Annotated in this window: 21 protein-coding genes and 1 riboswitch; of the genes, 15 read left to right on the forward strand and 6 right to left on the reverse strand. The window is 40.3% G+C overall.

The window, feature by feature from the left end; translation table 11 throughout:
- Window positions 1-46: 46 nt before the first annotated feature.
- Window positions 47-1,807, reverse strand: a complete 1,761-nt coding sequence (gene msbA, locus AC27JP_RS00265; RefSeq protein ID WP_487111413.1) for a lipid A export permease/ATP-binding protein MsbA — start codon at window positions 1,805-1,807, stop codon at window positions 47-49.
- A 138-nt stretch (window positions 1,808-1,945) separates the two neighbouring features.
- Window positions 1,946-4,393, reverse strand: coding sequence for a DNA internalization-related competence protein ComEC/Rec2 (locus tag AC27JP_RS00270; RefSeq protein WP_487111415.1), 2,448 nt, complete (start codon window positions 4,391-4,393; stop codon window positions 1,946-1,948).
- Between the two features lie 43 nt (window positions 4,394-4,436).
- On the opposite strand from AC27JP_RS00270, the gene AC27JP_RS00275 reads away from it, so the two are divergent.
- Window positions 4,437-4,952 carry a DUF2062 domain-containing protein gene (locus tag AC27JP_RS00275; RefSeq protein ID WP_487111416.1) on the forward strand — a complete coding sequence of 172 codons (516 nt, stop codon included), beginning with the start codon at window positions 4,437-4,439 and terminating at the stop codon, window positions 4,950-4,952.
- A gap of 103 nt (window positions 4,953-5,055) precedes the next feature.
- Here AC27JP_RS00275 and lolE read toward each other — a convergent pair whose 3' ends face one another.
- Genes lolE through AC27JP_RS00290 form a run of 3 tightly spaced genes read right to left on the reverse strand, consistent with a single transcriptional unit; the run spans window position 5,056 to window position 8,383 of the window.
- Complete coding sequence (gene lolE, locus AC27JP_RS00280; protein WP_487111418.1) at window positions 5,056-6,324, reverse strand: lipoprotein-releasing ABC transporter permease subunit LolE; 1,269 nt, start codon at window positions 6,322-6,324, stop codon at window positions 5,056-5,058.
- Window positions 6,325-7,098 (reverse strand): lipoprotein-releasing ABC transporter ATP-binding protein LolD, encoded by a 774-nt coding sequence (lolD, locus tag AC27JP_RS00285; RefSeq protein ID WP_487113392.1) that lies wholly within the window; start codon window positions 7,096-7,098, stop codon window positions 6,325-6,327.
- Between the two features lie 49 nt (window positions 7,099-7,147).
- Window positions 7,148-8,383, reverse strand: a complete 1,236-nt coding sequence (locus AC27JP_RS00290) for a lipoprotein-releasing ABC transporter permease subunit (protein ID WP_487111419.1) — start codon at window positions 8,381-8,383, stop codon at window positions 7,148-7,150.
- 407 nt (window positions 8,384-8,790) lie between these two features.
- Here AC27JP_RS00290 and AC27JP_RS00295 point away from each other — a divergent pair, with 407 nt between their 5' ends.
- From AC27JP_RS00295 to AC27JP_RS00315, 5 genes are all read left to right on the forward strand, one after another.
- The gene (locus AC27JP_RS00295; RefSeq protein WP_487111421.1) at window positions 8,791-10,857 is read left to right on the forward strand and encodes a M13 family metallopeptidase; all 2,067 of its coding nucleotides are present in this window, start codon (window positions 8,791-8,793) and stop codon (window positions 10,855-10,857) included.
- Between the two features lie 142 nt (window positions 10,858-10,999).
- Window positions 11,000-11,145: riboswitch (cobalamin riboswitch) on the forward strand.
- Window positions 11,146-11,376: 231 nt separating this feature from the next.
- Window positions 11,377-12,231: an ABC transporter ATP-binding protein gene (locus tag AC27JP_RS00300; RefSeq protein ID WP_487111423.1), complete on the forward strand. Its 855-nt coding sequence runs from the start codon at window positions 11,377-11,379 to the stop codon at window positions 12,229-12,231.
- Window positions 12,228-13,235: a FecCD family ABC transporter permease gene (locus AC27JP_RS00305; protein WP_487111425.1), complete on the forward strand. Its 1,008-nt coding sequence runs from the start codon at window positions 12,228-12,230 to the stop codon at window positions 13,233-13,235. Before AC27JP_RS00300 ends, AC27JP_RS00305 begins: the two co-directional genes overlap by 4 nt.
- A 5-nt stretch (window positions 13,236-13,240) precedes the next feature.
- Window positions 13,241-13,846 (forward strand): cob(I)yrinic acid a,c-diamide adenosyltransferase, encoded by a 606-nt coding sequence (cobO, locus tag AC27JP_RS00310; protein WP_487111426.1) that lies wholly within the window; start codon window positions 13,241-13,243, stop codon window positions 13,844-13,846.
- A 54-nt stretch (window positions 13,847-13,900) separates the two neighbouring features.
- On the forward strand, window positions 13,901-14,764 hold the full coding sequence (locus tag AC27JP_RS00315) for a cobalamin-binding protein (RefSeq protein WP_487111427.1): 864 nt from the start codon (window positions 13,901-13,903) through the stop codon (window positions 14,762-14,764).
- Window positions 14,765-14,903: 139 nt separating this feature from the next.
- Here AC27JP_RS00315 and nhaR read toward each other — a convergent pair whose 3' ends face one another.
- The gene (nhaR, locus tag AC27JP_RS00320) at window positions 14,904-15,791 is read right to left on the reverse strand and encodes a transcriptional activator NhaR (RefSeq protein WP_487111429.1); all 888 of its coding nucleotides are present in this window, start codon (window positions 15,789-15,791) and stop codon (window positions 14,904-14,906) included.
- Window positions 15,792-15,902: 111 nt separating this feature from the next.
- On the opposite strand from nhaR, the gene AC27JP_RS00325 reads away from it, so the two are divergent.
- From AC27JP_RS00325 to AC27JP_RS00365, 9 genes are read left to right on the forward strand one after another with little or no spacing between them, the layout of a single operon-like run.
- The gene (locus AC27JP_RS00325; protein WP_487111430.1) at window positions 15,903-16,424 is read left to right on the forward strand and encodes a hypothetical protein; all 522 of its coding nucleotides are present in this window, start codon (window positions 15,903-15,905) and stop codon (window positions 16,422-16,424) included.
- A gap of 7 nt (window positions 16,425-16,431) precedes the next feature.
- On the forward strand, window positions 16,432-16,734 hold the full coding sequence (locus AC27JP_RS00330; protein WP_487111431.1) for an HPF/RaiA family ribosome-associated protein: 303 nt from the start codon (window positions 16,432-16,434) through the stop codon (window positions 16,732-16,734).
- Between the two features lie 57 nt (window positions 16,735-16,791).
- Window positions 16,792-17,268 (forward strand): Na+/H+ antiporter subunit E, encoded by a 477-nt coding sequence (locus tag AC27JP_RS00335; protein ID WP_487111433.1) that lies wholly within the window; start codon window positions 16,792-16,794, stop codon window positions 17,266-17,268.
- The gene (locus AC27JP_RS00340) at window positions 17,262-17,555 is read left to right on the forward strand and encodes an MrpF/PhaF family protein (protein ID WP_487111435.1); all 294 of its coding nucleotides are present in this window, start codon (window positions 17,262-17,264) and stop codon (window positions 17,553-17,555) included. The genes AC27JP_RS00335 and AC27JP_RS00340 overlap by 7 nt, the downstream gene beginning before the upstream one ends.
- Complete coding sequence (gene mnhG / locus AC27JP_RS00345; protein WP_487111437.1) at window positions 17,556-17,906, forward strand: monovalent cation/H(+) antiporter subunit G; 351 nt, start codon at window positions 17,556-17,558, stop codon at window positions 17,904-17,906.
- Entirely contained in the window at window positions 17,903-18,922 is a 1,020-nt protein-coding gene (locus AC27JP_RS00350) for a DUF4040 domain-containing protein (protein ID WP_487111439.1), read from the forward strand. Before mnhG ends, AC27JP_RS00350 begins: the two co-directional genes overlap by 4 nt.
- On the forward strand, window positions 18,916-19,296 hold the full coding sequence (locus tag AC27JP_RS00355) for a cation:proton antiporter subunit C (RefSeq protein ID WP_487111441.1): 381 nt from the start codon (window positions 18,916-18,918) through the stop codon (window positions 19,294-19,296). The genes AC27JP_RS00350 and AC27JP_RS00355 overlap by 7 nt, the downstream gene beginning before the upstream one ends.
- Window positions 19,293-20,771 (forward strand): monovalent cation/H+ antiporter subunit D family protein, encoded by a 1,479-nt coding sequence (locus tag AC27JP_RS00360; RefSeq protein ID WP_487111443.1) that lies wholly within the window; start codon window positions 19,293-19,295, stop codon window positions 20,769-20,771. Before AC27JP_RS00355 ends, AC27JP_RS00360 begins: the two co-directional genes overlap by 4 nt.
- Window positions 20,768-22,291 (forward strand): monovalent cation/H+ antiporter subunit D family protein, encoded by a 1,524-nt coding sequence (locus tag AC27JP_RS00365; protein ID WP_487111445.1) that lies wholly within the window; start codon window positions 20,768-20,770, stop codon window positions 22,289-22,291. Before AC27JP_RS00360 ends, AC27JP_RS00365 begins: the two co-directional genes overlap by 4 nt.
- Window positions 22,292-22,294 lie beyond the last annotated feature (3 nt).

Below are 22,294 nucleotides of genomic sequence, written 5' to 3' on the forward strand. Positions count from 1 at the left end.
AGACACTGATGAGTAAAATACATAGTTTGCTTAACTAACATATCAGCTAGGCACCAAATTGAAATTTATGCAGTTGGGCATATGCACCATCTTGAGCCAATAACGATTGGTGATCGCCCTGCTCTTTTATCTTTCCTTGCTCCATCACAATAATTTTATCGGCACTTTCAATGGTCGACAAGCGATGTGCAATAACAATACAAGTGCGGTCTTTTTGTAATACGCTTAACGCATCTTGAATATGGCGTTCAGACTCAGTGTCTAAAGCACTTGTGGCTTCATCTAAAATTAAAAATGGCGCATCACATAATAATGCTCTAGCAATGGCAACGCGCTGACGCTGACCACCTGAAAGCATGGCACCATTGTCACCAATATTAGTATCTAAACCTTCCGGTAAGCCGATCACAAACTCCATCACATGAGCTTTACGAGCCGCCTCTTCTATTTCTTCACGTGTGGCATCCGGTTTGCCGTAGGCAATATTATTAGCAATAGAGTCATTAAATAACACCACCTGCTGAGAAACATAAGCAAACTGTTTGCGTAAATCTTTAAGTTTATAGTCAGTTATATTTTTCCCATCAACCAGCACTTTACCAGTTGTGGCATTATAAAATCTTAACAACAAAGCACTTGCTGTTGACTTACCACTACCTGAGCGTCCAACCAATGCTACCGTTTCACCAACATTGGCAGAAAAAGTTAAATCGGTTAGCGCCTGTTTTTCTTCATCACTATAAAAAAAGTTTACTTGCTCAAACGCCAGTGTTCCTTTCGCACGTTCTAAGGCAATTGTGCCAGTGTCTGGTTCAGTTTTTTGATCTAGCACTTCGAAAATACTGACACTGGCCGCCATACCTTTTTGAAATTCACTATTGACGGTGGTTAAAAGCTTTAACGGACGAAGTAGCGTCACCATACACAATAAGACGGTCATAAAGACACCGGCAGAAATTTCTTCCCGCATTGAATCAAGATTCGCCACGTATAAAACAAAGGCTAAAGCAAAAGAAGCAATAATTTGAATAATAGGCACACTAGCGGCTTTAGCGGCAACAAGTTTCATCCGTTGCTGGCGATTGTGTTTATTAATTTTTTCAAATCTAGCAAATTCACGTTGCTGGCCATCAAAAGTTAATACCACTTTATGGCCATTAAAAGTTTGCTCGGCGGCGGTAGTTACCTCCCCCATCGCACCTTGTATGCTTTTGCTCACTTGACGAAAACGACGTGAAACCACAGTAACGATAACCGCGATAACCGGAGTTATCAGTAAGAAAATCGACGCTAATTGCCAGCTGTGATAAAACATAACGATCAAAAGGCCGATAACAAATGCCCCTTGTTGTACCAAAGTTAACAGGGCTTTAGAAACCGCGCTTAGCACTTGTTCAGTATCAAAAGTTAGTTTTGATATCAAGCTGCCGGTCGATTCTTTATCATGATAAGCGACAGGCATCGACATCACATGTTCAAACAATTCTTGACGAATGTTAGCGACAACATTGTTACCCAACCAAGCCAAGGTATAGTTGCCGGCAAAGTGACAAATACCGCGCAGAATAAACATCACGACAATAAAGAATGGTGCCCATTTCATAAATGTTGGATCTTGGCCATCTAAACCATGGTCAATTAAAGGTTGCAGCTGTGAGAAAACAAAACTATCAATGGCTGCATAGCCAAGCATGCCAACAATAGATGCTATCGCTGCAGCCTTATAAGCTTTTGCATAAGCTAATAAGCGCCTAAAATTATGTTTAGTTTTTTCTTCTGTTGTCGCTTGTGATGATGTTGTCGACATTTATGCTCTCAATGCTTATCAAAAGGTCTGGTGATGAATTGCGAAAGTATTTTAGCGTTATTTTGCCAATCAACCAACTTATAAACGGTTATAAAGCATTAAAATGGCGCCATTTAAGCAAAAATCAATCGTAGTGAGTTAATTAACAAACCAATAAGGTTCAAGATCTTGCCGATAACTTAGCGGCTCAATACCCGATGACGTAAAGATAAAGCTCACCATGCCATGCTCCGCAGTGCTATAGGTTACAATGTTTTGTTTTTGATAACGCCGCTGTATTTGCTCAGAAGGCATTTGCCAACGATTTAAGTAACCGGCACTAAAAACTGCATATTTCGGTGCCACGGCAGTAAGAAAATGCTGATTGGAAGACGACTTTGAACCGTGATGTGGTGCAATCAAAATATCACTAGCAAGTTTATTTTTTACAGCATCATTATTAAGCAATCGCTTTTCTTGTTTAGTTGATATGTCGCCAGGTAATAAAACCCGATGAAAACCATCACTGATAGTGACAACACATGAATCATCATTTTTATCACCTTTTACCTGCACAGGAGACAACACTTCAAAAGCTAAACCTTGCCAGCTAAACGTGTGCTCTGCAATACAGTGAACATCGGGCATTAAGGTTCTGTCATTGGCAATAACTTCATTGATAACAAACTGTTCACGTAACGCCTTTAACCCGCCGGCATGATCGTTGTCATTATGACTCAGCATAACAATATCAATATTACTAAACCCTCGATACTTTAAGTAAGGCAAAATAGCCGCTTCTGCCATATTAAAACCACTGGGATAACTGGCACCAGTATCATAAATAAAAACACGGTCGTTCTTTTCAATAACGACTGCTAAACCATGCCCGACATCAAATACAGAAAGTTGCCATGTTTCATCATTATTTCTAATCATAAAATCAATTGACAGTATAAGTGCGACAAATCCAGCGACAAATATTGAATGCAACTTACTGACGCGAAAATATAACAATGAAAAAATTGCAATAACAATTAAGTACAAAGCTTCCAGTTGCGCATTTGAAACCGTTAACTGAGCCCATTTCAACTCTGAGATGTATGATAACCAAAGCCAAACTAGCTCTAAACTAAAATACGCCAAACTCAAAAAAAACTGACTTAAAAGCTCACTCAAGGGCAAACTAATCACAGCAAAAAGTGTTAACGGGATTGTCGTCACACTCATTAAAGGTACAGCAATAATATTGGCAAAAAACGCCATCAGCGGTAGCTGGTAATTCAAAGAAGCCGCAATAGGTAACATGCAAACGGTTAACGCCAACTGAATAACAATTAATGCTTTACCCCAAGAGTAAAACCGTTGCTTTATTAATAACCAACGAGTAGTCGTTGGCGTTTCATCCTCATGATTAGCAATATCATCTGCTTGGCTGCTGCTATTTTTATTATCTGAAATATTGTTTTGATTCAAAAAGCGTGACGAACTCGCAAAAATAATACTTAAGGCACTGATCGACATCCAAAAGCTGGCACTCAATAAACTTAACGGCCAAAACAATAAAATGACTAAAATACTCAATAGAAGCCAACGAATTAACGAAACATTAATTGCGCTTATTTTTAACAACCAAAAAAGGAAAAGCATGACTAATGCCCGTAATGTTGGAATGGAATAGCCAGCTAAATAAGCGTAATACCAAGCAACAGTGCAACTCAATAATATCGGCAAATACTTAACGCTACCCCGCATTAACTTTATATTTTTCTGTGAAGAAAAAATAGCAAACAAAGGTAATACCTTTATCAAAGCACGAATCGATATAAAGCTAAAAAATGCAATAATTCCAATATGTAACCCTGAAATCGCGATCAAGTGCACAGTTGCCGTTGCCGATAAAACTTGCCATTGCGGCTTAGTCAACTCGCCACGTTCACCAAAACCTAATGCCAGTAGCAACCCTGCTAGTGGCTTTTCCGCTAAAAGCACCGCTAGCTTTTGATATAAGTGCTGTCGCCAAGAAATATTCTCAGCAAGAAGAATACTACTTAATTGCTTAGCATTTTTGATGTTTTTTGATGTGCTTGGCTTAACGTAGCCTGTTGCGACAATATCTTGCTGCTTCAACCAAGTTTGATAATTAAAACTGCCGATATTAGCTAAACCATGGGCAGGTTTAAGCTTTACCAGCAGTTGCCATCGCTGCCCTTGCTGTAATTTCTTAATCGGTAACTTCCAATTCAGCCGGACAAGAAACTGCGTGCTAAGCGCTCTGCCTCGCCAATGACTAACAAGAAAGTTAAAGCGATTGATGTTCGATTTTTGATGGACAATATTGGCGATGGCGCCACGAATAATAATGCTTTCTTTTTGGCTTTTTTCTAAAACGATATTATTTTCTGATAAGCGATTCTGGTATTGACTTGCTGCCGTTAAAATCCAGCAGGCACCGAAAACCATCATGGCAATCGGTCGAGTTTCCTTAAACAAGAATAACAACAAAGAAAATACTAAGATCAAGAACAGTAAAGAAATCTCTGGCACTACCGGTATAAATAGTGACAAAATAGCACCTAGAAAAAAGGTTAATAGCCACCATTCCATAGTGATCAATTTCCATTTAGCAATTTGAAGTTAAGTAATATTTATGCCGAAAAAAATGATTAAACGCCTGATGCCTGATCATCAAACGATCAAAACCAATAAGCATTTGCAGATTTTTGGCGATTTGCTGCATAACGCCAATTTGTGGCACCTTAATCGCCGTTCAGTAAGTAAAGCCTTTGCTGTTGGGCTATTTTTTGCGTTTATTCCCGTACCATTTCAAATGGTTTTAGCCGCAGGCATTGCAATTATAGTACATGCAAACCTGCCATTATCAATTGCCTTAGTTTGGATCACTAACCCTTTGACAATGCCAGCAATTTTTTACTTTTGTTATTTGGTCGGTACTTGGATTATCGGTGCGCCAACGGAAGAATTTGCTTTTCAAGCCAGTTGGCAATGGTTAGTTGACAGTGTTTCAACCATTGGCCCAGCATTTATTATTGGTTGTGGTGTGCTCGCAACAGTTTTTGCAATATTAGGTTACATCGCGATAAATAGTATTTGGCGCTTTTCGGTGGCAAAAGAATGGCAAAAACGGCAAGCACGAAGAAAATAGCAAATAGCACATAAAAAATCAGGCACTAAGCCTGATTTTTTTATGCTAATACTAACGGGGTAATTAAAAACCGTAAGCATTTTTATTTTTTAGCAAACTCGGCTTACGCTTGCCCTAACACCTGTGCGGGTTCAACTTTAGTTGCTCGCCAGGCTGGATAAATCGTTGCCAACAAACTCATTATCAATGCTGTAACAACGGTAGTAACAACGTCGTCCTCACGTAATACTGTCGGTAGATAATCAATAAAGTAGACATCTGCCGATAAAAATTCAACCGATAACAAACTTTCAGTGGCTCGGATAATTTCCGTTAAATTTAACGAAATCACAATACCTAAACCAGCACCAAACAAACAGCCCAAAATACCATTCATCAGCCCTTGAAACATAAAACTTGTCATGATGGTACTTGGCTTAGCGCCCATGGTTTTTAAAATAGCAATATCTGATTTTTTTTCATTCACTGCCATGATTAAAGTCGAAACAATATTAAAGCTGGCCACCGCAATCACTAAAACTAAAACAATAAACATCACCAAACGCACCAGTTGTATATCATTAAACAAGTGGCCATGACTGCGAGTCCAATCTAGCATGTAAACATAAAAATCAAAGTTAAACGCGACATCTCGAACAATTTGTGGTGCTGAGAAGACGTCATCTACCGCTAAGCGAATGCCTTGTACTTGACCACTTTGATAGCCGAGCAATTGACTCGCCATCGCCAAATTTATAAAACTTTGTGTCTCGTCTACCGTGCCACCAAACTTAAATATACCAACCACATTCGCCTGTTGTGTCACTGGCACGGGGAATTGCTGTTTAGCATTAACTGCAGTTATGTTGCCGTTATTGGCTGGTGGTAGTAATAACTGCACCTTATCGCCAACCTTCAATGATAATTTACGCGCAATACCGGCACCAACAATCACACTATGCTCTTGTGCTAAATCTTGCCAGTTCCCCGCCGTCATATAGCGTGATATAGCTGACACTTGCTGTTCAAGCTCAACATCGACACCGCGCACCTCTACCCCCTTTAACTCTGCGCCATTTTGCATCATGCCCTGAGTTTTAATAAAGGGTGCAGCGGCCATAACATTTGGGTGTTTTTGTATGTTTGCAACATTTTTAGGCCAGTTATCAATCGGGTCGTTTACCGCCACCACTTCGCCATGGGGCACTATCGATAACAAATGCTGCGCTAATGCTTTTTCAAAGCCATTCATGGCTGAAAGTACAACAATTAGCACAGTCACACCAAGCGCAATGCCGATAGTAGAAGATGCGGAAATAAACGATGAAAAGCCCTTACTTTGGCGACTTCGTACGTAACGTAACCCAATAAACACACTTAACGGTTTTAACACTTAGCCGTCCTCGCTCATCATGTTTCCGGCAGCTCCATCTTCAAGCGGTTTTAAGTGACCATGATCTAAGCGTAATTGCCGATCCATTTTCGCCGCCAAGGTTAAATCATGGGTGACAATCACGAAACTAGTATTAACAGTTCGGTTCAGTTCTTTTAATAATTGATAAATTTGCTCGGCGGTATCAAAGTCTAAATTTCCTGTTGGCTCATCTGCTAACACAAGTGACGGTTTAGTAACGAGCGCTCTTGCGATTGCGACACGTTGTCGCTCACCGCCAGATAATTCAGACGGACGATGATGACCACGATGCGCTAAGCCAACCTCTGCTAGCATTGCTTTCGCTTGTGCCAAAGCAAGCTTAGGCTTGTCGCCACGGATCAATAGCGGCATCGCGACATTTTCTTCTGCGGTAAATTCCATCATTAAATGGTGAAACTGATAAATAAAACCTATCTGCTGATTACGAAAGCTAGCCCGTTGTTTTTCAGACAACTGATGGATATTAATGCCATTAATAAAAACCTCTCCTGAGCTTGGCGTATCTAAAGCGCCTGCCAAATGTAAAAAGGTACTTTTACCACAACCCGAACTGCCGACAATAGCAACAAGCTCTCCGGCTTTTACCGCTAAGTTTAGTTCTGCCAGCACTTGGGTTTTAATCGCTCCTTGCTGATAAACTTTGCTTAGTTTTCGACACTCTAAACCCAGAGTGAGATCATTGTTTTTATTGACACTATTAACGTCACTTGCCGCATTTTCTGGTTCTAGCATATTTTCCATGTCAGTTACTTTTTCACTCGCTACTTTATTCTCTATTTTATTATTCATTTCTCAATACCTCGGCAGGCTGAGTTTGTGCCGCCCGATAAGCCGGATAAAGTGTCGCAATAAAGCTCATTAACAAGGCTGAAAGCACAATAATTGCAATATTGATGAGATCAAGGGCTATAGGTAACTCTTGCCCTGCCCCCAGCAAACTGACGCCAAGCATAGCAAATATGGTATTCAAGTTAAGCGTTAAAACAACACCAAAAGTAACGCCTAATACCACGCCCCAAATACCATTGGTTAAGCCTTGAGTAATGAATATTTTTACGATACCTGTGCGATCTAATCCAAGGGTTTGCAAAATACTGATTTCTCCCTGCTTATCTATCACCACCATCACTAACGCAGAAACTATGTTAAAAGCCGCAACGGCCACTATCAAACTTAACATCAGCCACATCATATTTTTTTCCATACTCACGGCCGCAAATAATGCGCCTTGGCTTTCTTGCCAACTAACATAATTAAATTGTGGATAGCTGATGTTTAGTTGGTTAATGACCGTCTTCGCATTAAAAGCGTCATTTAAATACAACCTAAGTTGCTCAACGCCATCACCTTTTTTGCGGTGTAATTTAGCGCCATCTTTAATATGTATATAAACCATAGACTCATCTACCTGTGAACCAACATTGAAAATTCCAACAATGGTAAATGCTCTATGCACGGGTACACGTCCCATTGGGGTAAATAAGGTCTTATTCGGTAAAGTTAAACGTACAGTATCACCTAAACCAACATTCAAATTGCGCGCGAGTGCTTGCCCTAAAACAAGCCCAAAGGGTTTATCGGAAAGTTGCTTCAAATCGCCATATTCCATAGCACTATGGATAATATTATGCTGTTCGTATTCAGGCATAATACCGTGAATTAACACTCCCTGTAATGCTGACTTTGACTGGATCAAGGCTTCGCTTTCTTGAAATGGTGTCACGTGTTTTACCGTGGGTAAGGCAACCAGTTCGGCCTGCAATTGTCGCCAATTTTTTAATTGACTATTGCTGCGCTGCTCACTGTCTTGGGAGATTAAAATATGAGGAACAAGTCCGAGAACACGACGTTTTTGCTCTTGCTCTAAGCCGTCCATTACCGAAACCACGGTAATTAATGAGGCGACACCAAGCACAATACCAATAATAGAGAAAAAGGTAATAAAGGAGACAAAGCCTTTACCATGATTGCTGCGGCTGTATCTTAAGCCGATGTAGACACTAACAGGTTGAAACATTAATCCTTTCTTCACCTAAAAAATGGCAAAACGCCAAGACAAATTTGCCAGAGAGCATAGCACAGCTTAATGAAATATGACTGGCCTGTTTGTTAACTTTTCCCCATTTAACGAGAATTATCAATAGAGTTGACAAAATCGATAACAAAAGTGATGTTACGTGAGATAAACAGCACCATAACTTATCCACATTCCCCTTGCTAAATGAATTTACATTAAAGAGTAAAGCACTTAATTAACAATTAATTAAACTAAAAACACCGCCGACACTATTGATATGTAAATATTAGAATACAAGCATTACATTAGAATATGTAATCAAAGGTTTCATTTCACTAGTAAATAGCGCCGAGAATCATTAGTATCGCTGGGTTAACAAAAATATTCTTAAAAACTGTGAGTGTAGAATGAAAACTATAATAACAAGTGCAGTATGCACATCTTTACTGTTTATTGCTGGCTGTAATAACGACACCAGTACAACAACAGTTGCTGAAACTCCTGCGATGCAGAAAACAGCCTTAGCCTCAGGTATTGACAAAGCCAACATGGACTTAACCGTTCGTCCTCAAGATAACTTTTACCGCTATGTTAATGGCGCTTGGTTAAATACAAATGAAATTCCAAGTGACAAAACCTCGATTGGCTCTTTTTACGACTTACGTGATGAAGCGGACGACAATGTCAAAGCCATTATTGAAGAACTTGCCGCGACTGAAAATCTGAAAATGGGTAGTGACGAGCAAAAAGTTGCAGACTTATTCCGCTCTTACATGAATACAGAAGCACGTGATACGGCAGGCATTGCGCCAGTGCAAGCTATACTTGATAACATTAACGGTTTGAAAGACAAGAATGAATTAGCAGCATTTTTTGGTGAAAATCAAAAAATTGGTGTCGGTAGCCCATTAGCATTTTACATCAGTGTTGACGCAAAAGACTCCACTCGCTACGCCACGCACGTTTGGCAAAGTGGTTTAGGCTTACCTGATAGAGATTACTATTTTAACGAAGCCGATCGCTTTACAAAATTACGCGAAGGTTATGTTGCACATATTGAAAACATGTATAACTTAGCTGGCCTACAAGATGGCAAAGCTGCCGCAGAAACTATTATGGCGCTTGAAACAAAATTAGCTGGTTTTCATTGGACAAAAGTTGAATCTCGTGACAGCACAAAACGTTACAACAAATTTGACGTTGCCGATTTAAACACAGTAACAGATGCTTTTAACTGGACTGCTTATCTTGAAGCTCAAGGTGCAGCTGCTCAGAAAGATCTGATTGTTAATCAACCTTCATTCGTTAAAGGTTTTGGTGAAACATTTGCAGAAACTTCTTTGGCTGATTGGAAAACCTACTTAACCTTCCACACCCTTAGTAACTTTGCTGGTTCACTAACAAGTGCATTAGATAAAGAAAACTTTGACTTTTACTCAAAGCAATTAAGTGGTCGCAAAGAACAACGTCCAATGTGGAAACGTGGTGTTGCAGTAGTTAATAGCAACTTAGGTGAAGTTATCGGTAAAGTTTATGTTGGCCGTCACTTTAAACCTGAAGCTAAAACCCGTATGACGCAACTTGTTGAAAACTTGCGCGGCGCATATGGCGCAAGCATCGATGAATTAGAGTGGATGTCTGACGCAACGAAAAAAGCAGCACATGTAAAATTAGCTAGCTTTGATCCTAAAATCGGTTATCCAAATAAATGGGAAGATTACTCTAAACTTGTCATTAAAAGTGATGACTTAGTCGGCAACAAAATGCGTTCTGGCATTGTTGCTCATCAAAAAGAAGTGGCTAAGCTTGGCGGCCCAATCGATAGACAAGAATGGGGCATGACACCTCAAACCGTAAATGCTTATTACAACCCAACTAAAAATGAGATTGTCTTCCCAGCAGCTATTTTACAACCGCCATTTTTCAACTTAGCAGCAGATGACGCAGTTAACTACGGCGGCATTGGCGCAGTTATTGGCCATGAAATGGGCCACGGCTTTGACGACCAAGGTAGCAAATACGATGCTGACGGCAACATGCGTAACTGGTGGACTGAAGAAGATTTAGCGGCCTTTAAAGTGCGTGCTGATAACTTAGTTGCGCAATACGATAACTATGCCGTATTCGATGACTTAAACGTAAATGGCTCTTTAACATTAGGCGAAAACATCGGTGATTTATCAGGTGTCACTATTGCTTATAAAGCTTACAAAGCATCACTAAATGGTAAAGAAGCAGAAGTTATTGAAGGCTTAACTGGCGACCAACGTTTCTTCATGGGCTATGCACAAGTATGGCGCGGAAAAATGGTCGAGAAATCACTACGTAACCGCGTAGCGACTGACCCACATTCGCCAGGCGAGTTCCGCGCATTAGGCTCATTATCAAATATGCCTGAATTCTACAGTGCATTTGACGTAAAAGAAGGTGACGCTATGTATATCGCACCAGAAAAACGCGTTAAAATTTGGTAAGCATTGCCCTAATAGCAATAAAATTACATCAATAACAAAAGGAGTCTAATGGCTCCTTTTTAATTTCGTTTCGTTGCACTAGCAAGCAACTAGCGGGTTGGTTTTCATTGTAAAGCGTTGCACATACACGTAAAATCGACCGACAATTAAATGATATTTTCAACACTCGAATGCGAAATTCTCCGTTGAATGATAGGGAACACGGTTAGAATCCGTGACTGTACCCGCAACTGTACATAGTGTTTGTATTTTTCACTAAAAGTCAGGACACCTAGTATCATGATGGTCAATAACCAAAACATTAACACCGTGCGGGAATACACGAGAGTTACTATTGCCGCTATGGCACATGTCACTTATCTTTTATTTTCAGCACGTTATAACTCAACACTATTAAGTTATTAAAACGGATGCCTGACAGCAAATGAAAACAGTAAATAGTATATTTCTGATGATTAACGTCAGTGCTACTTGCATCGTTAACAACACAAATCACAACCCTAGAGTTAACGGCTAACCATGGCTAATTTATTAACGGTAAGTAATATTTCTTGGCAAGTTGAGCAGCAAACTATCCTCGATGATGTTTCATTTACCGTCAATCAAGGCGATATTATTGGCATTATTGGCCCTAACGGCGCCGGCAAAACTTCTTTATTAAAGTGCTTGCTCAATCAATATAAAAACTGGCATGGCAATATAAAGCTTAAGAATAAGAGCCTACATGAGTATAAGCCAAAAGAGCTCGCACAAATATTTTCTCTAGTTGTACAAAAATCACCGCCAATATTTGATTTAAAAGTTTACGACGTCGTTAGAATGGGGCTCTTACCCTACAAAACATTGTTTGCCCGTGATACTGACGTAGATAAAAAAGAAATATTACTAGCCTTAGAAAAAGTAGGTTTAACCAAGAGTAAAAATAAGTTTTTTAATACCTTGTCTGGTGGTGAGCAACAACGAGTACTAATCGCAAAAGCTTTAGTGCAAAAAGCTAAAATATTAATACTTGACGAACCAACTAATCATTTAGATATTTTTTATCAACATCAAGTATTGCAACTGGTTAAAGCTCTCAACATTACGGTGATTATGACCATACATGACATTAACTTAGCGGCGCAATACTGCAATAGATTATTGATATTAGACCAAGGAAAATTAGTCTTAGATAGCCAAATAGATCAGGCACTGAACCCAAGTGTATTAAGTAAGGTTTTTGGTTTACCTTGTTATCGAGAAGATGCCAAACATTGCGGTTTTCCACGTATTTACTTTTATCCCGAAAACACAGCACATTGGGCCGAACAAACATCAAGATTCAATGTTATGCCTAACAGTTCAAATAACAAAAAGTTAGGTGAACTTAAATGAGATTATTAACAGCATTTAAAGGTAAAACCGTCTGGGTTTTTAGCTGCTTAATAGCCATTACCTTTTGTTCTATCGTTGCCGCCATTACCTTTGGGCCGGCAGAAATAACCAGCACAAACATTTTACAGTGTGTGCTCAGCAGTTGCGCATCACCCATGCATGATATGGTAATTTGGCAAGTGAGAATTCCTCGGGTACTGGTTGGTTTAGTCGCAGGTATGGGGCTAGCTTGTGCAGGGGCAATACTACAAAATGTTACTCGTAATCCGCTTGCCGACCCCTATTTATTTGGCATAATTTCTGGTGCTGGGTTGGGAGCCACTATAGCCACTTTAGTGCTTAGTGAAGAGCAAATGTTGGCGCTACCATTAGCGGCATTTCTTGGCGCACTATTTTCCGTTATTTTTGTTTTTGGTATTGCAACCCTGTTGCGCAACATGAATCATTTACTGTTAACTGGCGTTGCCGTATCTTTTATGCTCGGCTCTATTAGCCATTTTCTGCTTTATTTAGGAGATCCATTTGCCACCAATCGCGTTATTTTTTGGTTAATGGGCAGTTTAACTCGGGTGGAAATGTTCCACTTTTACTTGATCAGCGCTATGGTCATCATCACGTTAATAACAATCTTCGCCCTTCATCGGCAAATAGATGCACTACTACTTGGGGATGAAAGCGCCGCAAGTCTTGGTGTTAACGTTGATAAATTACGTATTATTTTACTTGCCTTATGTGCAGCAATTACCGCTACCATTGTTGCCTATTGCGGTGGTATTGGCTTTGTCGGCTTAATGATCCCGCATATTGTTAGGCAACTCGTTGGCGTGACAACTATGCCACTGATATTTGGCTCAGCATTGGTCGGTGGCTGCTTTTTAGTTTGGGTTGATGTATTAGCTCGCAGCGCCTTGAGTAATGTTGAGATCCCTATTGGTATTATTACTTCCGCCATCGGCAGTATTTTCTTTTTAGCGATCATGTATCGCACTCGTAAAACAGGATAAAAATTATGACAACAGATGCAGATAAAAATCAAAAACATCAAGAACGTATGCAACGCGTCAAAGAAAAAGTTGATGCTCGAATTGACGCCGCTCAAGAAGAACGTGGTTTATTAATTGTTATTACCGGCAACGGCAAAGGCAAGTCAACCTCAGGTTTTGGTACCTTAACTCGTGCGGTTGGCCATGGTTATACTGCTGCAGCATTGCAATTCATTAAAGGTGACTGGGCATGTGGCGAACGTAACTTATTAGAAAAGAACGGCGTTGAGTTTCATGTTATGGCAACTGGCTTTACCTGGAATACCCAAGATAAATCTAAAGATATTGCGGCAGCGACTAAAGTTTGGGCTGAAGCAAAGCGCTTACTAAAAGATGATAGTGTCGATGTAATTTTACTTGATGAGCTAACTTATATGCTGTCTTACAAATACTTAGACTTAGATGAAGTGATTGAAGCGATTGTTAACCGCCCCGCCATGCAGCATGTCATCATCACAGGTCGAGCATGTCACCGCAGTATTATTGAGCTTGCTGATACCGTGAGCGAAGTACAACCCACTAAGCATGCCTTTGACAATGGCATCAAAGCACAAAAAGGTATCGACTGGTAACTTGCTCTCGCGACAAAAAATCAGGTTCAACGCCCGTAACAAACTGGAATAATAATGAAACTTAGTCACTACATGCTCATTGCGCTATTGGGCTTAGCGTTTACCACTAACGCCAATAGCATACAAGAAAATGGCTCTGCTAAACCGCGCATCATTGCACTAGCGCCACATATCGTCGAAATGCTTTTTGATGTTGGTGCCGGTGAGCAAATTATTGCGACGACAGAGCACTCAGATTATCCACAAGCTGCCAACGCCATTCCTCGTATTGGTAGCTCGTTACGGATACAAATTGAACGTGTTATCGAGCTTCAACCTGATCTCATTATTGCATGGAAGAGTGGCAACCCCAGCGATGATTTGGCGCGTATCAAACAGTTAGGCTTTAACGTGGTGTACTCACAACCCAATAGTTTTGATGATGTTGCAAAAGAGCTACGCTTATTTGGTGAGCTATCAGGCCATAAAGCCCAAGGTCAAGCAGTTGCCACTAAGTTTCTGAATGAGCTAGAAACAATTAAAACTCAATATCAAAATCAGCCGCCACTTACAGCCTTTTATGAAGTATGGTCAAGACCATTAACCACCATTGCCAAGGACAGTTGGCCACAACAATTTCTCGATGTTTGCGGTATTAAAAATCCGTTTTTTCAAGCACAAGCGCGTTACCCGCAAGTGAATATTGAACAAATTTTACAACTCGACCTTGATATCATTATTCAACCCTTATCTGAAAATCAAGCGGATAAAGAAGGTTATCCTTGGCAAAAATGGCCAGTAATATCGGCGGTTAAACATCAACAAATTATCAAACTTGATGCTGATGTCGTACACCGAATGACAACTCGCAGCTTGGGCGCCCTTACTGATTTATGCCAAAAAGCTGAACAAAGTCGAAGCTATTACCAGCAAAAATAGCAGTAAAAAATAGCAGCGAGCTAACCCTGTATTTAAGCAGGCTACTTTTGAGTTTTTGTTAGCCGCAACAATCGAAGATTTTTAGGTTATTTATTTCAATCGAAGCATCTGTAGTTGGATGAGGAAATTGACACCGCCATTACACTTTCACCGCATTAACAATTTCAACAATCGCCGGATGCTTTAATCTCCGCTCCGGAGAAATAATATAATACGGCTCTTTAAACTCTTCAGTGCGACCTATGATTTTAACATCATATTTATCTGCAACGTAGTCTTCGATAAGAGTCGGGCTACTAAAAACACCGAAACCTGTCTGTCCAAAAGATTTCATTAACGCACTATCATCAAATTCTGCGACAATATTTGGCACAATATTTTGCTTTTCTAACCATGACGATAAACGAGTTCTCACCGCTGATTTTTTGCTCTGCATAAGCCAAGGAAAATCGGATAAATTTTTAGGGAACACTTCATTGCTACTTTCCAATAAGGTTTCAGCTGCAAAAAAGCTATAACCACTTTCAATGAGTAGATGATTATATGCTTTAACATGACTACCTAACTGAAGTGGCTGATCGGTTAAAATACAATCAATTTTGTTAACCGATAAATCTGCCAATAAATGATCCTGATCGCCTTCAAGACATATCAATCGAACAGGTTCATTCATTTTTAGAACAGGTGACAGTAATTCGTGTGCGAGTACTTTAGGTACAACTTCGGTTATGCCGACCGTGAAGGTATGCCATAGACTAGGTTGCCGCCTTTTTAAGATATTCTTTACTTCATCACCGAGCTGAAAAATTTCTTCGGCATAGCTGTATATCAGAACCCCCATCTCTGAAAGTGTTAATTTCTTTCCTTTTCGTTCAAATAATTTGACGCCTATTTGCGCTTCAAAGCTGGTTATTTGACCGCTTATCGTTTGCGAGGTCAGATTTAATCTTGCGCTTGCTTTAGAGATTGTCCCTTCGGTAGCGACGATATAGAAATAGAAAAGATGGTTATAATTCAGTGGACTCATAATTTTATCGTCAGTTTTTTTCGATGATAAGTGAAATAATATTCGAATTTACCAACAACAGCAAGTGAGCTATAACAAGATAATGTTTGTAAGTTATTTGATTGAATTATTATGAAATCTTGTAAAAATTGTACTCTATTTTTAACTCTTCTTCAGTCAGTTTTTCAAACGAAGAAACTAAAAAGTCGCAGCGTCATTATTGCGTTGTTAACATCAGTTTTGTCGTTCTCATCGGTAGCGACCCAAGTGAATGGGGTTGATACTGATAAATACTTACTTAACTCATGTAATGCTTTTAAAGCGACTAGCGATAATGACAAAACCTTGCCGTGTATTATGTATATTAAAGGTTTTTTTAACGGCTTATTAAATGCTGGTAATTCAGCGGTTTCAAAAATTGACGAAAAGAATAAGAAACCTTCGACATTAGTAGAGAGAGCATACGCTAATAGGGTCGGTAAAATAGCTCCGCGTAAGCCGTTAAGTCATTCATGTATAACGGTTGATGAATTAAAGGTACTTATACTTGAAAGCTTGTCTGATGACTCTGCAAGTACCTTCCTGTCAGTAAAGCAGCTTAATTCTTTTCTAATAGAGACATTAACAACAGCATGTTCGCATGGCAAAAAGTAACTAAACAATGAAAATAGACATTCAAAATTGTTTAAGTGAAATTGACCAATCATTAGAAGAACATATTCAGCGCGTACTGAGGCTGGCGCTATCTAAGATGGCCTCATACATCTTGTCTATCAACTTCACCATATCTGATGTTATTGACCAAGATGGTAAAACTGAAAAGCATTGCTCGCTAACACTGTCACTTTATCATATGCCGAATATAGTCACTGAGGAAACTCATGCTGATCTCTATTTCGTCATTGACCGTGTTATTCAAAAAGCGTCTCGGGCGCTTTCACGAAAACTTTCACGTAATGGGTGATTAACCGTCATTTTTTAACGAAGTAGTGTTAGTAAAAATGGCTCTTATTGAGGATTTATGAAGCATACAACCAGCTTGTTTATAACGTTGTCAGCATTTTGGCTACTTAACTCGGGTCATTATTCGTTGTTGATTTTATCCCTTGGCTTCGCGTCTATCGTGTTAATTTTAGTCATTGCGCATAGAATGGATGTTATCGATCAAGAATCGCAACCGATACATCTAACACCTGACATATTTGGCTATCTTTGCTGGCTTATTAAAGAGATTGTTCAAGCGAATATTACGGTAGTTAAACATATTTGGTTAAAAGGAGAGGCAATTTCCCCCTCCCTAACCGAGATAAAAATCAGTCAGCAAACTGATATGGGCAAAGTAATATATGCCAATTCTATTACCTTAACGCCAGGTACCGTTGCCATCGACTTAGTTGAAGACAAAATTATTGTCCATGCCTTGTTATCAAAGGACATTGAATCATTAGAAGTCGGTGAGATGGATCGCCGCGTAACTAGGTTGGAACGCTCATGTTAATTGCCGCTACGCTTGCTATTTTTGTCACCATGCTTTTAGCAATAATTAGAGGGGTTGCCGGACCCACCTTATACGACCGTATTTTGGCGGTTAATATGTTCGGTACTAAAACTGTACTCTTGATTGCTTTATTGGGTTTTGTCATGGGCAGACCAGAATTTTTAGACATCGCTATTGTCTATGCACTGATCAACTTTATTAGTGTTATTGGAGTATTACGTTACTCCGATACTGATCAATTTAAGCATACGCCAACTCATAATGAACAAGTAGAAAAGGAGCGCTAAATGGATATGGTAATAACGATTAGCAGTGGCTTCTTTTTAATTATTGGTAGCTTTCTTTGTTTTTCCGGCGGTATTGGCCTTTTGCGCTTTCCTGATTTTTATACCCGCATGCATGCCGTTGGCGTCACCGATACTTTAGGTGCTGGAATGATTTTGGTTGGACTGATGATTATCAGTACTGATGTTTTAGTATTTGCTAAGTTAGTTATGGTGCTGTTGTTGACCTTGTTAATTGGACCAACAACAAGTCATGTATTGGCTAAGGCCGCTTATCACAATGGCTTAAAACCTAAGGTTTCAAACAACCTTGAGCAAAGTAATGACAAGGAGACTACCTCATCGACGCTTTGATTGACATCGTATTATTAACGCTACTGGTTGTTATTGCCATTGCGATCATTCGCATGAAAGATTTGTTCGCTGTGGTTATGCTCGCCGGTATTTATGGGCTTTTATCAGCAAGTTTTTTTGTTGCCATGGATGCGGTCGACGTTGCCTTTACTGAAGCTGCTGTAGGGGCTGGCATATCAACCTTGCTGATGCTTGTTGTTATCACTATGACTGGGCGTAAAGAGAAACCAACTCGACATAAGCCGATATCGGCATTGTTTGTGGTGCTCATCACTGGCGGTTTACTAATCTACGGCACGTTAGATATGCCATATTTTGGCTCGGCTGACGCGCCGATTCATAATCACACGTCCCCTCGCTATATTAACGATTCAATGCAAGAAATCGGTATACCTAACGTTGTCACGTCTGTGCTTGCTAGCTATAGAGCCTTTGACACCTTTGGTGAAGTGGTTGTGATCTTCACGGCAGGTATTGGCGTGTTGGCTATGTTATCCGCAGGTCGTCGTAAAGAAGATGATGAAGAAATTGCTTCAATTAATGATTCTATGCATCAACAGCACCTTGTCATTCGCATTGTCGCTAAAATGTTAATCCCGTTCATTTTGTTGTTTGCCCTGTATGTTCAATTTCATGGTGACTTTGGTCCAGGTGGTGGTTTTCAGGCCGGTGTTATCTTTGCTGCAGCAATTATCTTGTATACGATGCTGTTTGGCTTAGGTACGGCGCGCAAAGTCATTAACCAAACCTTTATCCAGCTAATTGCCGCCATTGGTGTGCTGCTGTATGGCAGTGTTGGTATAGTTTCGTTAATGAATGGTGGTAATTTCTTTGATTACAATGTGTTATCTAGCGACCCTGTTGCAGGCCAGCACTTAGGTATTTTATTAATTGAATGGGGTGTAGGTTGTACGGTTGCTTCGGTGATGGTTATTATCTTTTTCAATTTTGCCGGCCGCAGAGAGCTACCTCCACATAAAAAACAAACTAAAAAACAGGAGTCGTCAAAATGTTAATGGGACTTTTTAATGACTGGGTTGTTATAGTGCTGATGATGATTGGACTTTATATCGTGATCGCTCACGGTAACTTGATTAAAAAACTCATTGGTTTATCTATTTTTCAAACATCGGTATTTATATTTTACATCAGTATGGCAAAGGTGGATGGCGGAACCGCCCCCATTTTAGCTGACGGCATCAGTCAATATTCGAATCCGTTGCCTCATGTGCTTATTCTTACTGCCATTGTCGTTGGCATCGCAACGACGGCTTTGGGCTTGTCGTTAGTGGTTCGTATCAAAGAAGCTTATGGCAGTATTGAAGAAGAGAATATTCAAAAACAAGACAATAATCCTCTCGAACAGAGTGCAACGGAGCATCAAGCGTGACAGCACACCTTCCTATTTTGCAGGTGATTATACCGCTGATGGCGGCACCTATTTGTTTAATTTTAAAACGTACTCAACTGGTATGGCTATTTTCTCTATTTGCTAGTGGTTTGGCATTTACCATCAGCGTGCTATTACTACAACAAGTAATGACCTCAGGCGTGATCAGTTATGAACTAGGTGGTTGGCAAGCACCATGGGGAATAGAGTATCGAATCGATAAGCTCAATGCCTTCTTATTGTTGATTATTACCTCAATTAGTACCTTAGTATTAATTGCCGCGCAATCCAGTATTGAAAAAGAAATACCGAAAGAAAAACATACCTTGTTTTATGTTTTATATCTGCTTTCGCTTACCGGCATGTTGGGGATTGTCGCAACCGGCGATGCATTTAATGTCTTTGTATTTTTAGAGATTTCTTCATTATCGGCATATGCGTTAATTGCTTTGGGCAAAAACAGACAGGCACTTTGGGCCTCCTATCAATATTTAATTATGGGCACTATCGGCGCGACATTTATTTTGATTGGCATTGGGCTGATGTACCAAATGACCGGTACGCTGAACATGCAAGACTTATCACAACGCTTACCTGAAGTTGCAGAAACACGAACCGTATTTGTTGCTTTTGCCTTTGTGACTGTCGGCGTTTGTCTGAAGTTGGCATTGTTTCCACTGCATTTATGGTTGCCAAATGCCTATGCATACGCACCGTCTATTGTCACTGCATTTTTTGCCGCAACCGCAACAAAAGTTGCCGTTTACTTGTTGATCAGATTTACCTTTTCAGTTTTCGGGCTGTCTTTTTCCTTCACAACAATTCCGTTGCAAACCTTATTTATGGCGCTAGGTCTGATTGGTATTTTTGTCGCTTCAAGTACTGCCATCTACCAACACAATATTAAGCATGTTTTTGCCTATTCCAGCATCGCACAAATTGGCTATATGATTGTTGGGTTCAGCCTTAGTTCCGTGGCGGGTTTAACCTCAACATTACTGCACTTATTTAACCACGCGTTAATGAAGAGTGCCATATTTTTAGCCTTAGCCGCCGTTATGTTGAGAGTTGGTAATGTTCAACTGGATAACTTTCGCGGTCTCGGGCGGCAAATGCCGCTGACGATGGCAGCGATTGTTGTTGGCGGATTGAGTTTAATTGGTGTGCCGTTAACGGTTGGCTTTGTCAGTAAATGGTATTTATTAACCGCTTTGGTTGAACAAGGTTGGTGGCCTATCGCGGTGCTTATTCTGTTAGGGTCATTGCTGGCCGTTGTTTATGTGTGGCGTATTGTCGAGGTTGCTTATTTCAAAGAACCATTAGCGAATAGCCCAGTTGTGAAAGAAGCACCGGCCATTTTTTTAGTGCCGATCTGGATATTGGTTATCGCCAATGTTTATTTTGGCATCGATACTCGCCTTAGTGTGCAAGTAGCAGAAGCCGCCGCCCAGAGTTTGTTTGGAGTATCACTATGAATTTTTCGTTAGAGTTGATGCTGCAACTGGCGATTATTATGCCGTTATTGTCAACTATAGGCATAGTTGCTGTTGGTCGTTATCCTAATGCACGAGAAAGCGTCACAATCTCCACTTGCTTAATATTGATTTATTTAGTGGTGCAGTTATACCAAGGACTATTAGCAGGGGAATCCATTAGCGCTTTCTGGTGGGAATTATTACCCGGTTTAAGCATCAGCTTTGCTATTGAACCATTGGGGATGTTGTTCGCATTAATCGCGAGTTTTCTTTGGTTAGTTACGACCTGCTACGCCATCGGCTATATGCGTAGTCACCATGAAAAAAATCAAACACGCTTTTATGTCTGTTTTGCGATTGCCATTGGCGCTGTGATGGGGCTGGCTTTTTCAGCTAACCTTTTCACTTTGTTTATTTTCTATGAAGTATTGACCCTATCGACCTACCCTTTAGTCACGCACGCAGGTACCGAAAAAGCGAAAAAAGGCGGGCGAACCTACCTAGGTATTTTGCTTACTACCTCAATCGTTTTCTTGCTACTTGCTATTGTCAGCACTTGGTTTGTTGCCGGTACATTAGATTTTACCCCCGGCGGGATATTTGCTGAAGACGTCAATAAAGTCGTGGCTGGCATCTTATTAGTATTGTTTATATTTGGTATTGGTAAGGCCGCTATTATGCCTTTTCATCGCTGGTTACCTGCGGCTATGGTGGCGCCAACGCCGGTAAGTTCGTTATTACATGCGGTTGCCGTCGTTAAGGCGGGGGTATTTACCGTACTCAAAGTCTGCGTATTTATCTTTGGCATAGATTTATTGGCGGTATTACCGACGACCCAATTCCTACTTTATTTGGCCGGCGCGTCTGTCTTACTTGCTTCTATTATCGCTATGCGTCAAGACAACCTAAAAGCACGGCTGGCATATTCAACGGTGAGTCAGTTGGGTTACGTAACCATAGGTGCCTTATTAGCCACTTCTGCAGGCGTCATTGGTAGCTCTATGCATATTGCTATGCATGCTTTTGGCAAAATTACTTTGTTCTTTTGTGCAGGTGCCATACTCGTGACCTTACATAAATCAAAGATCAGTGAAATGCGTGGTATTGGCTTGCAAATGCCGCTGACTATGGCCGCATTCTTTATTGCTAGCCTGAGTATTATTGGTGTTCCTCCTACTGGTGGCACATGGAGTAAATGGTATTTAATGATGGGCACATTAGAAACGGAACAGTTTGTATTGATGGCGATATTAATGTTGAGCTCGTTACTCAATATTGCTTATTTATTACCTATTTCTTTTCATGCATTTTTTCCCAAACTTAGCCGTTTTAATGCAGCTAATGACGCTACGAGTCAGGGGCCAGCCTCGGGAAATACGTTACCAAGTTTTGATATAAAAGAAGCGCCTTTGCCTTCATTAATCGCGATAGTTGTAACCACGATCGGTTGCTTAACCTTATTTGTTTACCCCCAACCATTATTTGAGTTGGCTTCAGCAGTATTGACTGGTAGGGAATAGTTG

The sequence above is a fragment of the Colwellia sp. SU-HH01172 genome, from assembly GCF_057553355.1.

What these genes read in the sequence shown, in the direction of transcription:
- cobO (WP_487111426.1), top strand. Translation starts at nt 13,241, where the DNA reads ATGACAACAGATGCAGATAAAAATCAAAAACATCAAGAACGTATGCAA.
- AC27JP_RS00340 (WP_487111435.1), top strand. Translation starts at nt 17,262, where the DNA reads ATGTTAATTGCCGCTACGCTTGCTATTTTTGTCACCATGCTTTTAGCA.
- AC27JP_RS00295 (WP_487111421.1), top strand. Translation starts at nt 8,791, where the DNA reads ATGAAAACTATAATAACAAGTGCAGTATGCACATCTTTACTGTTTATT.
- mnhG (WP_487111437.1), top strand. Translation starts at nt 17,556, where the DNA reads ATGGATATGGTAATAACGATTAGCAGTGGCTTCTTTTTAATTATTGGT.
- AC27JP_RS00300 (WP_487111423.1), top strand. Translation starts at nt 11,377, where the DNA reads ATGGCTAATTTATTAACGGTAAGTAATATTTCTTGGCAAGTTGAGCAG.
- AC27JP_RS00275 (WP_487111416.1), top strand. Translation starts at nt 4,437, where the DNA reads ATGCCGAAAAAAATGATTAAACGCCTGATGCCTGATCATCAAACGATC.
- AC27JP_RS00305 (WP_487111425.1), top strand. Translation starts at nt 12,228, where the DNA reads ATGAGATTATTAACAGCATTTAAAGGTAAAACCGTCTGGGTTTTTAGC.
- AC27JP_RS00270 (WP_487111415.1), bottom strand. Translation starts at nt 4,393, where the DNA reads ATGGAATGGTGGCTATTAACCTTTTTTCTAGGTGCTATTTTGTCACTA.
- msbA (WP_487111413.1), bottom strand. Translation starts at nt 1,807, where the DNA reads ATGTCGACAACATCATCACAAGCGACAACAGAAGAAAAAACTAAACAT.
- AC27JP_RS00355 (WP_487111441.1), top strand. Translation starts at nt 18,916, where the DNA reads ATGTTAATGGGACTTTTTAATGACTGGGTTGTTATAGTGCTGATGATG.
- AC27JP_RS00335 (WP_487111433.1), top strand. Translation starts at nt 16,792, where the DNA reads ATGAAGCATACAACCAGCTTGTTTATAACGTTGTCAGCATTTTGGCTA.
- AC27JP_RS00315 (WP_487111427.1), top strand. Translation starts at nt 13,901, where the DNA reads ATGAAACTTAGTCACTACATGCTCATTGCGCTATTGGGCTTAGCGTTT.
- AC27JP_RS00365 (WP_487111445.1), top strand. Translation starts at nt 20,768, where the DNA reads ATGAATTTTTCGTTAGAGTTGATGCTGCAACTGGCGATTATTATGCCG.
- AC27JP_RS00290 (WP_487111419.1), bottom strand. Translation starts at nt 8,383, where the DNA reads ATGTTTCAACCTGTTAGTGTCTACATCGGCTTAAGATACAGCCGCAGC.
- lolD (WP_487113392.1), bottom strand. Translation starts at nt 7,098, where the DNA reads ATGCTAGAACCAGAAAATGCGGCAAGTGACGTTAATAGTGTCAATAAA.
- nhaR (WP_487111429.1), bottom strand. Translation starts at nt 15,791, where the DNA reads ATGAGTCCACTGAATTATAACCATCTTTTCTATTTCTATATCGTCGCT.
- AC27JP_RS00325 (WP_487111430.1), top strand. Translation starts at nt 15,903, where the DNA reads ATGAAATCTTGTAAAAATTGTACTCTATTTTTAACTCTTCTTCAGTCA.
- AC27JP_RS00330 (WP_487111431.1), top strand. Translation starts at nt 16,432, where the DNA reads ATGAAAATAGACATTCAAAATTGTTTAAGTGAAATTGACCAATCATTA.